Origin of the sequence: Catenuloplanes atrovinosus (assembly GCF_031458235.1) — a bacterium.
Classification (GTDB): domain Bacteria; phylum Actinomycetota; class Actinomycetes; order Mycobacteriales; family Micromonosporaceae; genus Catenuloplanes; species Catenuloplanes atrovinosus.
The window spans coordinates 5,364,129-5,378,808 of record NZ_JAVDYB010000001.1; the positions used below are offsets into that span (position 1 = coordinate 5,364,129).

The following is a 14,680-nucleotide window of genomic DNA, read 5'->3' on the forward strand; positions in this document are numbered from 1 at the left end:
CTACCGTGAGTCGATCCTCCGTGCTGACGCCCGCTCCGCCCGCCACCGGCCCGGCCCGGGTCCGGAACATGGACCCCTGGCTGCGCGGGTTCGGCCTGGCGTCGCTGGTGGCGAACGTCGGGATCGTGGTCACCGGCGGCGCGGTGCGGCTCACCAAGTCCGGCCTGGGCTGCCCCACCTGGCCCCGCTGCACGGACGAGTCCTACACCACCACGCCCGAGATGGGCGTCCACGGCGTCATCGAGTTCGGCAACCGGCTGCTCACGTTCGTGGTCATCGCCATCGCGATCGCCGCGCTGATCGCCGCCTGGCTGGAGCGCCCCCGCCGCCGTCGCCTGGTCACGCTGGGCCTCGTCACGCTGCTCGGCATCCCGCTACAGGGCGTGATCGGCGGCATCACGGTGCTGACCGACCTCAACCCGTGGGTGGTCGGCCTGCACTTCATGGGCTCGATCTTCGTCATCACCACGGCGTACCTCTTCTGGCGGCGCGTGGTCGACACCCCCGTCACCACCACGCCGCCGCGCCCGCTGCGCCAGCTCGCCTGGATCACCACGCTCACCGGCCTCGCCGTGGTCGTCGCCGGCGTCATCGTCACCGGCTCCGGCCCGCACTCCGGCGACGGCGGCGCCAAGCGCAACCACCTCGACCCGGAGACCGTCTCCCAGATCCACGCCGACCTGGTCTTCCTGCTGATCGGCCTCTCCGTCGCCCTCTACTTCGCCGCGAAGATCGCCGGAGCCCCCACCCGGCCCGCGATCATCCTGATCGCGGTGGAGCTCTCGCAGAGCGTGATCGGCTTCGTCCAGTACTTCACCCACCTGCCGGTCCTGCTGGTCGGCGCCCACATGCTCGGCGCCTGCCTGGTCTGGATCGCCACCCTCCACGCCCTGCACGCCACCCGCCGCCCGGAGCCCACCGTCCCGGCGTAGCCGGTGCTCAGGCCGTGCGGTACGCCCTGATCACGGTCTGGACGACGCCGTTGCCGGCCGTGTCGGAGGCGGTCGCGCGCAGGGAGACGTAGCCGGGGGCCGGCGGGTGGTCGAGCGTGACCGCGCCGGCCGTCACCGGCGCCGGGGTCCAGGTGGTGCCGTCGTCGTAGGAGACCTCGACCGTGAGGCGGGCGTTGGCGGTGGCGGCGGAGCCGGGCTGGGCGTGCACGCTGACCGGCACCGTGACGCGGCGGCCGGCCGGGGCGGCGTTGGCGGTGTCGACCGGCGGGGCGAACCGCACCGTGGACAGCGGCATGCGGGTCAGCGTGTCCGTGTGGGCGGAGCCGAACGTCCAGGCGACGTGCACGTCGGTGGAGAGCACGGCGGGGCCGCCGCGGGACGCGGCCACCTCCAGGCGGTACGCGGACGGCTCGGGCGGCAGCGTGAACTCGGCGGTGGTGCCGTCGGCGGAGGCGAGCGGCGCGCCGTCCCGGGTGACCGTGACCGTGCCGGTGGCCAGCGCGGAGTAGCCGGCCCGGCCGGCGGCGTCGCCGTAGAGCGGGGCCAGCGCGTGCAGCGTGTCGCCCTCGCGGGTGACCCACTGGTGGTCGTACGGCGGGGACTCGACCGAGGGGGCGAACACGCCGCGGCTCCAGTTCTCCGCGGACACGCCGGCCCGGTAGCTCAGCGAGGGCGCGACCGTGCTGGTGACGGCCACGTCCACGCCGTCGACGGAGGCGATCTCGTCGAGCGAGCGGAACCAGGACGCGCCGCCGTCGGTGTTGTAGAACTCGGTGCGGGTGAACGGCAGCGCGAACGGCAGCGGGTGCGCGAAGCCGCCCATGATCGTGCCGGGCAGCACCGGCCAGGCGCTCTTGCGCCCGGTCACGGCCGTGCTCTCGCGCGCGTGGTCGGCGCGCACGGTGGCCAGTTGCTGCGGCGTCACGGTGCGGTCGAAGCCGGTCATCATGGTGCCGCGCCGGAGCCAGCCGAGCTGGTAGACGTACGGGCTGTCGGAGGCGCCGGGCGCGGTCCAGGTGGAGCTGACCCGCGCGACGAAGCCGGGCTGCGCCGCGGCGGGGCCGACCGCGCCCGCGTAGAAGCCGTCCACCGAGCCGCCGAACGTGCCGACCTCGACGGTGCGGTCCGGCGTGACCAGCGTGGTGGCCAGCTCGCCGAACACCGAGACCGCGTCCGCGGCCGGCACCCGGACCGAGACCGGCGCGGCCTGCCGCGCGTCCAGCGTGACGCGGAGCGGGCCGGAGACCGTCAGCGCGGGCTGGGCCAGCAGGGTCGCGCCGTAGACGCCGTCCGGGCCGGGGCCGACGAGCGCGCCCATCAGCGCGTACGACCCGGCGGGCACCCGGACCGTGGCGACGCCGTCCGGGGCGGCCGGCAGCGACGCCACCACGGTGCCGTCCGCGCGGGCCAGCAGCGTGCGGTAGTCGGGCAGCGGCGCGCCGTCCCGCCCGACGTGCGCGACGGTCACGTCGTAGCTCTCCGTCTCTCGGTCCAGCACGATCGGCGTGGCCAGCTCGCCCGACGCGGTCAGCCGCCCGCTGATCAGCCCGGTGGCGCCGCCGGTCCGGGTGTCGACGGTGACCGTGGCGGTGGCGACGCCGCCCGCGGGGACGGTCAGCGTGGCGGGGTCGACCCGGGCCATGCCGGCCGGGAAGCCGGACACGGCGAGATCGAGGCCGAGATCCGAGGAGCCGGTGTTCCGGTACGTGACGGTGCGCGTGATCAGCGGGTCGTCCTCGTGCGGCCACGCGGCCCGCCCGAGGTTGAGCACCGCCGGCTCGGGGACGACCGCCTGCCGTACGGCGCGGGCCACGTCCACCCGCCCGGCGCCCTGGGCGACGACCGGCACGTCCGGCAGCGGCGTGGCGCTGCCGACCAGCAGCCCGCGCAGCGCGCCGGACGGCAGGCCCGGATGCCGCTGGGCCAGCAGCGCGGCGGCGCCGGAGACGTGCGGCGCCGCCATCGAGGTGCCGGACATCGCCACGGTGCCGCCGGTGCCGGCCCGCGCGGCCGTGATGTCCACGCCCGGCGCCACCAGTTCGGGCTTGAGCGCGCCGTCGCCGGGCCGCGGGCCACGGGCGGAGAACGACGCCGGCCGGTCGGACCCGTCCACCGCGCCGACGGCCAGCGCCGCGTCCGCCGTGGCCGGCGAGTTGACCGCGGCGTCCAGCGGCGTGTTGCCGGCCGCCACCACGAACAGCGTGCCGGTGAGCTTGCCGATCGCGGCCTCCAGCGGGTCGGTGCCCGGCGTGTCCGGGCCGCCGAGGCTGAGGTTCGCCACGGTGGCGCCCCGCGCGGCGGCCCACTCCATGCCGGCCAGGATCCACGACTCGGCGCAGCCGCCGTCCACGCAGACCTTGGCGTCCAGCAGCGACGCGCCGGGCGCGACCGCGGCCACGGTGGACGCGACGTGCGTGCCGTGGCCGGTGTGGTCCCGCGCGTCCTCCGCGCCCTCGGTGAGGTTCGCCCGGCCGGTGACGCGGCCGGTCAGCGCGGGGTGGGCGTCGTCGACGCCGCTGTCCAGCACCGCGACCGTGGCGCCGGCGCCGTCGTAGCCGGCCTCCCAGGCGGCGGGCGCGCCGATCTGCGGCACGCTCCGCGTGAGCGTGGGCTGCCGGACGCCGTCGAGCCAGAGCGTGCCGAGTCCGGCGGCGAGCGTGCGGTGCGGCGTGACCATCGCGGTCCAGAACTCGGACCGGCGCGACCGGTCCGCGCTGAGCAGCACCGCGTCGACGCCGGTCAGGTCGTCGCGGACGGTGGCGCCGGGCACGGAGAGGCCGGGGAACGGCCGGTTCTCCCCGCCGCCGTCGTAGCTGGCGATCAGCGGCAGGTCCGCGCGCCGGTCGTCGTAGCCGAACTCGATCAGGGTGCTGACCTGGAACAGCCTGGGGTCGAGCCGGCCGGTGCGGACCAGCGGGAGCGCGTCGGCCGGCGTCACGGTGAGCCGCCCGCCGTCCCGGTCGGTCAGGAAGATCGTGCCGGACCGGCCGGGCCCCGGCAGCACCGAGACCTTGTCGCCGGCCGTGACCGTGACCCGGTCGCCGGTGATCAGCGTGACCGTGTGCGTCTCGGCCGACGCCACGCCGGGCGTCTCCGCGCCGGTCTCGGCCGCGGCGACGGGTGCCTGCCGGAGCGCGCCGGCGAGCGCGGCGAGCAGCAGCGGCAGGACGAGGAGGCGGCGGAGAGAAGCGCTCATTCATCGACAACAACACATGAAGCGCGGCAAAAGCAACATTCATAAGCGTCAATAAATCGGGTACGGCGGGCGCGCGCTCCCGCCGTACCCGCTGTCGCTCTAACGGGTGAGATGTGCGGCGACCGCCGCGGCGAAGCGGGCCGGCGCGTCCGGGTCGAAGCCGAAGAAGAGGGACGGCTCGGTCAGCTCCAGCTCCACCACCACCGGGTCGCCCCCGGGGCCGGGGAGCAGGTCGACGCGGGCGTAGAGCAGGCGCTCGGTGCCGCCGGGGATGGCGGCCAGCGCGCACTCGGCCACGGCCCGCTGCGCCTCCGTGGCGGTCCGCGGGTCGATCCGCTCCTGCCGGTAGAGCCCTTCCACGCCGGTGTCCGGGCCGGTCAGCATGGCGCCCTTGCGGATCGCGTGACTGTACGTGAGCGTCCCGGTGGCCGGGTCGGTGAAGTAGAGCAGCGCGGTCTCGCCGTCGGTGTCCACCGCGGACAGATAGGGCTGCACCATCACCAGTCTCGCGGCGGCCAGCAGCCGCTCCACGTGCAGCTCGGCCAGCTCGCGGTGCTCCGGATCGCCGAGGTCGTAGCGGCCGGCGTCCACGCTGCCCGCGCCGACCGCGGGCTTGACCACCCACTCGCCGGCCTCCGGCGGCGTCCAGACGTCGCCGCCGCCGATCCACCGCGTCTCGGTGACCGGCACGCCGGCCGCGGCGAGGTCGCGCAGGTAGGTCTTCTCCGTGTTCCAGACCACCACGTCGGCCGGGTTGAGCAGGCGCGGGACGGACGCGATCCAGGCCAGGAAGTCGGCGCGGCGCTCCGTGTAGTCCCAGGGCGAGCGGAGCACGACCAGGTCGTAGGCGCTCCAGTCGGCGGCGGGATCGGTCCAGACGACCGGTTCCGCCGTGATCCCGGCGGTCGCGAGCGGCGCGAGGATCAGGCGGTCGTCCGGTTCCAGGTCGGGCAGCGAGGCCGCGGTAACGACAGCGACCCGGGACTGTGCCCGGGTCGCGGTGTCGTCGAAGGGTCGGGTTGTCACATCACGATGGTGCTAGAGGGTGGTGCGGTTCTGTTCTGCGGGGTGCTGCGCGGAAGACGTCAACGTGCCATCGCGCGGCGGCCCATGGACCGCCAGAGGTCGTTGCTGGGGCGCATCTGCTCCATCAGCTCGCGCTCCCACTCGTTCTCCACCGCGACGCCGGCCTTCTCGCAGGCCTGCCGTGCCGTCTTGGTGTCGGAGGCGAACTGGTCCGCCCACTCACCGTCCTCACCGACGAGGACGATGCGGGCGCCGCGCTTGCCGACGTACTCGACGACCGCCTTCGCACCGCCGTGCCCTGCGGCGAAAGTGCGGATGCTGCCGACCAGACCGGCCGGCTGCGACTTCTCGTCGATCGTCAGCGTCGTATCGGAACCTTCTGCCATGCGGGGAAGCGTAGGCAGACAGAAGGTGAAACACAGGGGTTACATCGGTTTTTTGTGATGCCCCTAACGAGGCGTTTCAACGTGATCACCGTCCGTTTCACCCAGCTTTAACCGAAATATCGGCACAAAAATTGGGTGCAAACCGGGCGTTCGGCATGCCCCTGGCGGGGTAGCACTAAGCGACGACGATTTTCGGGCGTTTCACGCGCACAATGGTCCGTAAGGGACAGCCGGGTATCAACCTTTCGACCGACTCGGCCGAGGTCAGCACGCCGGAGACCCGTTCTCGAACCGTTACCCGGCGCGATCAGACCAGCGCGTCGATCGCGACCGTGAGGAACACGATCGTCAGGTACGTCGTGGACCAGTGGAACAGCCGCATCGGCCGGACCGGCTCGCCCTTGGCGGCCCGCCGCGCCAGCAGGTGCGACTCCAGCACGAACAGCCCGCCCACGATCGCGGTCGGCACGCCGTAGATCCAGGTCAGCCCGAACGGCCAGGCCGCCAGCGAGGAGATCAGCGTCAGCCAGGCGAACCCGACGATCTCCAGGTTGACCCGGCGGACCGAGGCCACCACCGGCAGCATCGGGATGCCGGCCCGCGCGTAGTCGTCCTTGTACTTGATGGCGAGCGCGTAGAAGTGCGGCATCTGCCAGAAGAAGACCACGGCGAACAGCGCCCACGCGGCCGGCGACAGCGAGCCGGTGACCGCGGCCCAGCCGATCAGCACCGGGGCCGCGCCGCAGACGCCGCCCCAGAACGTGTTCCACGCGGTGACCCGCTTCAGCCAGAGCGTGTAGATCACGTCGTAGTAGACGATCGAGCCCAGCGTCATGGCGGTGGCCAGCCAGTTCGTGGCCAGCGCCATGATCACGACGCTCAGCACGGCCAGCGTGAGCCCGAAGTACAGCGCGTGGCGCGGCGAGACCGAGTGGGCCGGCAGCGGGCGCCGCTTGGTGCGCCGCATGACCTGGTCGATGTCCCGGTCGATGTAGCAGTTCAGCGCGCTCGCCCCGCCGGCCGCCAGCGAGCCGCCGGCCAGCACCGCGGCCATCAGCCAGAGTGACGGCAGGCCGTTTGCGGCCAGCATCATCGTGGGTACGGTCGTGACGAGAAGCAGTTCGACGATGCGCGGCTTGGTGAGCGCGACGTACGCCTTGATCACATCCAGGGCGCGCGGCGTCGATCCGGTCGGGCGCTTCACCGGCCGGGTCCTCGGCGCGCCGGCCTTGGGCGCGGCGTCCAGACCCGGGCGTTCGGTGAGTGTGCTCACGGATTGTCACCTTCCGGCATCGGCGATGAAGCGACCCAGGCACGCGGCCGCAACGGGGCGGCAGGGCACCTCGGGCAGCGCGGCCGACCAAGGTCACGCGCCACAGGCGACAGCCTATCGGCACCGGAAACGCCGCTCCGGCAGACCCGGGCAGGATGCACGGCGTCACACCGGCGGACGCCGATGATCATGCGTGTGTCCGCTCACAGCTTAGGTTGTTCGCGCGTTCCGCGGGCGAGTGTTCAACAGCGCTCGCTAGGGTCGGACACTGGAGTACTCGAAGAACTCAATTCGCCGGTCACACCCGAGGAGCACACCGACGTGGCTGCCACCCAATCCGAGGACAGCACCCTGAGCTGGTCCGATCTCGACCGTAAGGCGGTCGACACCGTCCGCGTCCTGGCCATGGACGCCGTGGAGAAGTCCGGCAACGGCCACCCCGGCACCGCCATGAGCCTCGCCCCCGCGGCGTACCTGCTCTTCAACAAGGTCATGACGCACAACCCCACCAACTCGGCCTGGCCCGGCCGCGACCGGTTCGTGCTGTCCGCCGGCCACTCCAGCCTCACGCTCTACATCCAGCTCTACCTCTCCGGGTACGGGCTGGGCCTGGACGACCTCAAGTCGCTGCGCCAGTGGGGCTCCCTCACCCCGGGCCACCCGGAGCAGGGGCACACCGACGGCGTCGAGACCACCACCGGCCCGCTCGGCCAGGGCATCGGCAACGCGGTCGGCTTCGCGATCGCGGCCCGCCGGGAGCGCGGCCTGTTCGACCCGGAGACGCCGGACGGCGAGTCGATCTTCGACCACAACGTGTGGGCGATCGCCTCGGACGGCGACATCGAGGAGGGCATCAGCCACGAGGCCAGCGCCATCGCCGGCCACCAGAAGCTGGGCAACCTCACGCTGATCTGGGACGACAACGAGATCTCGATCGAGGACGACACCAAGATCGCGAAGTCCGAGGACGTGGCGGCGCGCTACGCGGCGTACGGCTGGCACGTGCAGGTCGTCGACTGGCGCAAGTCCTACGACGAGGGCGGCGACTACGCCGAGGACGTCGAGGCGCTGCACGCGGCGCTGGTCGCGGCGAAGGCCACCACGGACAAGCCGTCGTTCATCGCGCTGCGCACCGTGATCGGCTACCCGGCGCCGAAGAAGCAGAACACCGGCAAGATCCACGGTTCGGCGCTCGGCAAGGACGAGGTCGCCGCGACCAAGCAGGTGCTCGGCTTCGACCCGGCGCAGGACTTCCAGGTGGACGACAAGGTCCTCCAGCACGCCCGCGAGGTCGTCGAGCGCGGCCGTGCCGCCGAGGCCGCCTGGCAGGAGAAGTTCGACGCCTGGGCCGCGGCGAACCCGGAGCGCAAGGCGCTGTGGGACCGGATGGCCAAGCGTGAGCTGCCGGCCGGCTGGGACGCCGCGCTGCCGGTGTTCGAGCCCAGCGAGAAGGGCATCGCCACCCGCGCCGCCTCCGGCAAGGTGCTGAACGCGCTGGCCCCGGTGCTGCCGGAGCTGTGGGGCGGCTCGGCCGACCTGGCCGAGTCGAACAACACCACCATGGAGGGCGAGCCGTCCTTCATCCCGGAGGAGTACGCCACCAAGGCGTTCCCCGGCCACAAGTACGGCCGCACGCTGCACTTCGGCATCCGTGAGCACGGCATGGGCGCGATCATGAACGGCATCGCGCTGCACGGCGGCACCCGCGTCTACGGCGGCACGTTCGCCGTGTTCAGCGACTACATGCGCCCGTCGGTGCGGCTCGCCGCGCTGATGAAGCTGCCGGTCACCTACGTGTGGACGCACGACTCGATCGGCCTCGGCGAGGACGGCCCCACGCACCAGCCGATCGAGCACCTGACCGCGCTGCGCGCCATCCCCGGCCTCGACGTGGTCCGCCCGGCCGACGCGAACGAGACCGCCCAGGCGTGGAAGGCGGCGCTGGAACACACCGACCGGCCGACCGCGCTGATCCTCTCCCGGCAGAACCTGCCGACCGTGGACCGGTCCACGCACGCCTCCGCGGAGAACGTCGCGAAGGGCGCGTACACGCTGATCGACGCCGCGAACGGGCAGCCGTCCGTGATCATCCTGGCGTCCGGCTCCGAGGTGCAGATCGCGCTGGCCGCGCGGGAGCGCCTGGAGGCCGAGGGCACCCCGACCCGCGTGGTGTCGGTGCCCTGCCAGGAGTGGTTCGACGCGCAGGACCAGGCGTACCGCGAGAAGGTGCTGCCGTCCTCGGTGAAGGCGCGGGTCAGCGTCGAGGCCGGCATCGCGCTGTCCTGGCGGCACCTGATCGGCGACGCCGGCGAGTCGGTCAGCATTGAACACTACGGGGCCTCCGCGCCGTACCAGGTGCTGTTCGAGCAGTTCGGATTCACCGCCGACAACGTGGTGGCGAAGGCGCACGCGTCGCTCGCCAAGGTGGGCACCATCACCGGCAGCAAAACGGGTAACTGAGCTACAGAAGACTGAGTGAGGGTGTGATTCCGATGACCGATCGGCTCAAGGAGCTGTCCGACGCCGGCGTGGCGGTGTGGCTGGACGACCTGTCCCGCGTGCGCCTGGCGACCGGCACGCTGGACCAGCTCCGCACGGAGAAGCACGTGGTGGGCGTGACCACCAACCCGACCATCTTCGCGAAGGCGCTCTCCGACGCGGACGCGTACGACGAGCAGCTGCGCGAGCTGGCCGACCGCGGCGTCACCGTGGAGGAGGCCACCCGCGCGCTGACCACCTACGACGTGCGCTGGGCCGCCGACGTGATGCGCCCGGCGTACGACGCGTCGGAGGGCCAGGACGGCCGCGTCTCCATCGAGGTCGACCCGCGCCTGGCGCACGAGACCTCGAAGACGGTCGCGGAGGCCAAGGCGCTCTGGTGGCTGGTCGACCGGGAGAACCTGCTCATCAAGATCCCGGCGACGCTGGCCGGCCTGCCGGCGATCACCGCCACGCTGGCCGCGGGCATCAGCGTGAACGTCACGCTGATCTTCTCGCTGGAGCGGTACGGCAAGGTGATCGACGCGTTCCTGGACGGTCTGGAGCAGGCCAAGGCGAACGGCCACGACCTCTCCAAGATCGCCTCGGTCGCGTCGTTCTTCGTCTCCCGGGTGGACACCGAGGTCGACAAGCGGCTCGACAAGATCGGCTCCGACGAGGCCAAGGCGCTGAAGGGCAAGTCGGCGATCGCCAACGCCCAGCTGGCGTACAAGCTCTACGAGGAGAAGTTCGGCGGCGAGCGCTGGGCCGCGCTCAAGGCGGCCGGCGCGAAGCCGCAGCGTCCGCTCTGGGCGTCCACCGGCACCAAGAGCGCCGAGTTCAAGGACACCATCTACGTCGAGGAGCTGATCGCGCCCGGCGTCGTCAACACGATGCCGGAGTCGGTCATCACCGCGTACGCGGACCACGGCGAGACCCGCGGCGACACCGTCACCGGGCAGTACGCGGCCGCGCAGCAGGTGTTCGACGGGCTGGCCGCGGTCGGCATCGACTTCGACGACGTGGTCGAGGTGCTGGAGACCGAGGGCGTGCAGAAGTTCGAGGCCTCCTGGGGCGAACTGCTCGAGGGCCTGGCCAAGTCGCTCGACGCGGCCAAGAAGGGCGCGTCGAGCCCCAGCGACGCGGCCTGACATGTCCGACCTGCTCAGTGGTGGAGCCGAGGCGGCGGCCGGGCTGGCCGTCCACGGCGCGCGCGCCATCGACGAGCAGTCACCGGCGTCCACCCGGCGGGCGCTGGTCGCCGACGGTGTGCCCGGCCTGCTGGCCCGCAAGGACCCCACGCTGTGGGGGCCCGGCGCGGAGCCGCGGGCCGCGGCGCACCTCGGCTGGCTCGACACGTTCCACCGGTCCCGCGAGCTGCTCCCCCAGCTCGCGGAGCTGACCGCGGAGCTGGCCGACCTGGACCACGTGGTGCTCTGCGGCGTGGGCGGCCCGGCGCTGGCCGCGGAGGCCATCGCGGCCACGCTCGGCCGGCCGCTCACCGTGCTGGACACCACCGATCCGGGGCGGATCCGGGCCGCGCTCGCCGACCGGCTGGACACCACCGTGGTGGTCGTCGCGGACGGGCCCGGCGACACGGTCGAGGCGGACGCGCTGCGCCGGGCGTACCATCGCGCGTTCCTCGATCTGGGACGGACTCCGGAGGAGGCCGGCCGGCACTTCGTGATCGTCACCGACCCGGGCTCGCCGCTGGTGGACACCGGGCTGGAGATGGGCGCGTTCGTCATCGTGGCGGATCCGGCGGCCGGCGGGCGGTTCGGCGCGTTGACCGCGTTCGGCCTGGTCCCGGCCGCGCTTGCCGGCGTGGACGTGGCCGAGCTGCTTGATCAGGCGGAGGAGTTCGCCGGCTCGCTCGGCGGCGACCGGGACAATCCGGCGCTGGCCCTCGGCGCCGCGATCGGCGCGGCCGCGACCGCGGGGTACACCGCGGTCGCGCTGGTGCCGGACGGCAGCGGGCTGGACGGGCTCGGCCCGTGGATCGAGCAGTTGCTGGCGGAGTCGCTCGGCAAGGACGGCATGGGCCTGCTGCCGGTGGTGACCGAGTCGCCGTCGTCGCCCGGCGCGACCGGGCTCGGCGTGCTGACCGTGGCGTACGGCGGGTCGCTGGGCGCGGGCGCGGTGCCGGGCGGCGGCATCGGCGCGCAGCTGGCGGTGAACGGGCCGCTCGGTGCGCAGTTCCTCGCCTGGCAGTTCGCGACCGCGCTGACCGCGCGCGTGCTGGGCGTCGACCCGTTCAGCCGCCCGGACGTGGCCTCGGCCGTCGCGCACACGGCCCGTGTCCTCGACGGACCGGACGTGGCCGGCGCGCCCAGTCACCTGGACGGCGCCGTCGAGATCCACGGCGCCGGCTCGCTGGCCGACGCGCTCCGCACCGCCCTGGACGCCGGCGACCATCTCGCGGTCATGGCCTATCTGGACCGTGACGCGGACGCCGAGATCACCCGGCTGCGGTCCATTCTGGCCGACCGGTCCGGCAAGCCGGTCACGTTCGGCTGGGGGCCGCGGCTGCTGCACGCCGCCGGGCAGTTCCACAAGGGTGGGCCGCGCACCGGCGGTTACCTCCAGATCACCGGCGCGATCGCCGATGACCTGGGGATTCCCGGCAGGCCCTACACGTTCGGGCGGCTTCAGGCCGCGCAGGCCGCCGGTGACCGGGCCGCGCTGGCCGAGCGGGACCGGCCGCTGATCCGACTGCACCTCACCGACCGCACGGCCGGAATCAACCAACTCGTAACGGCCGCGCAGGCGCTGTAACCCTGCTCTGCCTGGCAAAAACTGGGAGGATGGCGGCGTGAGAAATCCGCTGCGCGACCCACAGGATCGCCGGCTGCCGAGAATCCCGGAGCCGTGCGCTCTGGTGATCTTCGGCGTCACCGGCGACCTGTCCCGTAAGAAGCTGATCCCCGCGGTCTACGACCTGGCCAACCGCGGCCTGCTCCCGCCCGGTTTCGTGGTGCTCGGCTTCGCCCGGCGCGACTGGGGCGACGGTGACTTCGAGTCGCTGGCGTACGAGGCGGCGAAGAAGGGTGCCCGCACGCCGTGGCGGGAGGACGTCTGGGCCCGCCTCGCGGAGAACATCAAGTTCGTGGCCGGCTCGTTCGACGACGACGCCGCGTTCGACACGCTGGCGACCTCGCTGGACGAGCTGCGCGCCACGCACGGCATCGCGGGCAACGCCGCGTTCTACTTCTCGATCCCGCCGGTCGCGTTTCCCATCGTGCTCAAGCAGCTGGCCCGCACCGGCATGGCCGACAACGGCAAGTCCGGCGGCTGGCGGCGGGTGGTCGTGGAGAAGCCGTTCGGCTACGACCTGGCGACCGCCAAGGAGCTCAACAGCCTGGTCGACTCCGTCTTCACCGCGGACGACGTGTTCCGCATCGACCACTACCTCGGCAAGGAGACCGTCCAGAACATCCTGGCGCTCCGCTTCGCCAACTCGCTGTTCGAGCCGGTGTGGAACTCGAAGTACGTGGACCACGTGCAGATCACCATGGCCGAGGACGTCGGCATCGGCACCCGCGCCGGCTTCTACGACGGCGCCGGCGCCGCGCGTGACGTGCTGCAGAACCACCTGCTCCAGCTGCTGGCGATGTTCGCGATGGAGGAGCCGACCAGCTTCGACCCGACCGAGATCCGGGCCGAGAAGCTGAAGGTGCTCAAGGCGATCAGCGTGCCGAAGGACATCGCGGCCGACACCGTCCGCGGGCAGTATCTGCAGGGCTGGGTGGCCGGCGAGCGCGCCCCCGGTTACCTGGAGGAGAAGAACATCCCGGCCGAGTCGAAGACCGAGACGTACGTCGCGGTCAAGCTCGCCATCCAGAACCGGCGCTGGGCCGGCGTGCCGTTCTACGTGCGCTGCGGCAAGCGGCTGCCGCGCCGGGTCACCGAGATCGCGATCGTCTTCAAGAAGGCGCCGCACCTGCCGTTCGACCCGGCCGACGTGGAGATGCTCGGCCACAATCAGCTGGTCGTGCGGGTGCAGCCGGACGAGGGCATGGTGCTCAAGTTCGGGTCCAAGGTGCCGGGCACCACGATGGAGGTCCGCGACATCGCGATGGACTTCCAGTACGGCGAGGCGTTCACCGAGTCCAGCCCGGAGGCGTACGAGCGGCTGGTGCTGGACGTGCTGGTCGGCGACCGGACGCTGTTCCCGGACGCGGCCGAGGTGGAGCAGAGCTGGAAGGTGATCGACCCGCTCGAGGAGGCGTGGGCGGGCACCACGCCGGAACCGTACCGGGCCGGCGAGTGGGGACCGCGCGCCGCCGACGAGATGCTGGCCCGCGAGGGCCGAAGCTGGAGGCGGGCATGATCGGCCTGTGGGACACGACCGGCAACGAGGTCGTGAAGGCGCTGGCCGCGGAGCGGCGCAGCGCGGGCGGCGTGGCCAGCGGCCTCGCGCTCACGCTGATCGCGATCGTGGACGAGAAGCGCGTCCGGGAGGCGGAGGCCGCGGCCACCATCGCGGCGTCCGCGCACCCGTGCCGCCTGCTCATCGTGGTCCGGTCCGACGTGGAGAGCCAGCGCAGCCGGCTGGACGCGGAGATCGTGGTCGGCGGCCGGCTGGGCCCGGCCGAGGCCGCCGTGATGCGCATGTACGGCCGGCTCGCGCTGCACGCCGAGTCCGTGGTCATGCCGCTGCTCGCGCCGGACGTCCCGGTGGTCACCTGGTGGCACAGCGAGCCGCCGGAGCAGATCGCCAACGACTTCCTGGGCGTGGTCGCGGATCGGCGGATCACCGACTCCGCGCAGGCGAGCGACCCGGTCGCCGCGCTCAAGCAGCGGGCCAAGGACTACGCGCCCGGCGACACCGACCTGACCTGGACCCGGATCACGCTCTGGCGCACGCTCGTGGCCAGCGCGTTCGACACCACGTCCGAGCAGGTCGTCGGCGCCACCATCGTCGCGCCGGAGAAGGACCCGACCGCCGCGCTGATGGGCGGCTGGCTCACCGCCCGGCTCGGCATCGCGCCGGTCCACGAGCCGACCACCGAGCACCCGCGCATGCGCTCGGTCGAGCTGCAGTGCGCCAACGGTGACTGCATCAAGGTCACCCGCGACGAGAACACGGCGCTGTTCAGCCGTACCGGCCAGGCCGACCGCGAGATGCCGCTGGTCCGCCGCCCGGTCGGCGACGAACTCGCCGAGGAGTTGCGCCGGCTCGACCCGGACCAGGTCTACTCCGAGGCGCTCGGCGCGCTCGCCGGCCTGCCGCACCTGGAGAACCGCCCGGCGCACCGCGTGCACGTCTGGAAGGACCCGGCACTCGCCCGCTCCGCGGCGAGCTGATCTCCGGTCGCCTTCCCCGGTCCGCTCGCGATCCGCGTCGCGAGCGGACCTTTTCAAATCA

At 72.6% G+C, this 14,680-nt stretch carries 10 protein-coding genes; 6 read left to right on the forward strand and 4 right to left on the reverse strand.

Annotated features, from left to right (window positions below; genetic code table 11):
- Positions 1-68: 68 nt before the first annotated feature.
- Positions 69-932 (forward strand): COX15/CtaA family protein, encoded by an 864-nt coding sequence (locus J2S41_RS23770; RefSeq protein ID WP_310376481.1) that lies wholly within the window; start codon positions 69-71, stop codon positions 930-932.
- Between the two features lie 7 nt (positions 933-939).
- On the opposite strand, the gene J2S41_RS23775 is transcribed toward J2S41_RS23770, so the two are convergent.
- From J2S41_RS23775 to J2S41_RS23790, 4 genes are all read right to left on the reverse strand, one after another.
- A complete protein-coding gene (locus J2S41_RS23775; RefSeq protein WP_310370626.1) occupies positions 940-4,149 on the reverse strand; it encodes a S8 family serine peptidase in 3,210 nt (1,069 codons plus the stop codon).
- 99 nt (positions 4,150-4,248) lie between these two features.
- Positions 4,249-5,175 (reverse strand): ATP-grasp domain-containing protein, encoded by a 927-nt coding sequence (locus J2S41_RS23780; protein ID WP_310370628.1) that lies wholly within the window; start codon positions 5,173-5,175, stop codon positions 4,249-4,251.
- A gap of 59 nt (positions 5,176-5,234) precedes the next feature.
- Complete coding sequence (locus tag J2S41_RS23785) at positions 5,235-5,561, reverse strand: hypothetical protein (RefSeq protein WP_310370630.1); 327 nt, start codon at positions 5,559-5,561, stop codon at positions 5,235-5,237.
- A 307-nt stretch (positions 5,562-5,868) separates the two neighbouring features.
- Positions 5,869-6,834 (reverse strand): heme o synthase, encoded by a 966-nt coding sequence (locus tag J2S41_RS23790; protein WP_310370632.1) that lies wholly within the window; start codon positions 6,832-6,834, stop codon positions 5,869-5,871.
- Between the two features lie 321 nt (positions 6,835-7,155).
- Between J2S41_RS23790 and tkt the strand changes: the two genes are divergently transcribed.
- The 5 genes from tkt to J2S41_RS23815 are packed head-to-tail and all read left to right on the forward strand — an operon-like array spanning position 7,156 to position 14,619.
- Entirely contained in the window at positions 7,156-9,294 is a 2,139-nt protein-coding gene (gene tkt, locus J2S41_RS23795; RefSeq protein WP_310370634.1) for a transketolase, read from the forward strand.
- Positions 9,295-9,326: 32 nt separating this feature from the next.
- Entirely contained in the window at positions 9,327-10,463 is a 1,137-nt protein-coding gene (gene tal, locus J2S41_RS23800; RefSeq protein ID WP_310370636.1) for a transaldolase, read from the forward strand.
- A 1-nt stretch (position 10,464) separates the two neighbouring features.
- Positions 10,465-12,087: a glucose-6-phosphate isomerase gene (locus J2S41_RS23805; RefSeq protein ID WP_310370638.1), complete on the forward strand. Its 1,623-nt coding sequence runs from the start codon at positions 10,465-10,467 to the stop codon at positions 12,085-12,087.
- A 37-nt stretch (positions 12,088-12,124) separates the two neighbouring features.
- Positions 12,125-13,642: a glucose-6-phosphate dehydrogenase gene (gene zwf, locus J2S41_RS23810; RefSeq protein WP_310370641.1), complete on the forward strand. Its 1,518-nt coding sequence runs from the start codon at positions 12,125-12,127 to the stop codon at positions 13,640-13,642.
- Positions 13,639-14,619 carry a glucose-6-phosphate dehydrogenase assembly protein OpcA gene (locus J2S41_RS23815; protein ID WP_310370643.1) on the forward strand — a complete coding sequence of 327 codons (981 nt, stop codon included), beginning with the start codon at positions 13,639-13,641 and terminating at the stop codon, positions 14,617-14,619. The genes zwf and J2S41_RS23815 overlap by 4 nt, the downstream gene beginning before the upstream one ends.
- The last annotated feature ends 61 nt before the right edge of the window (positions 14,620-14,680 follow it).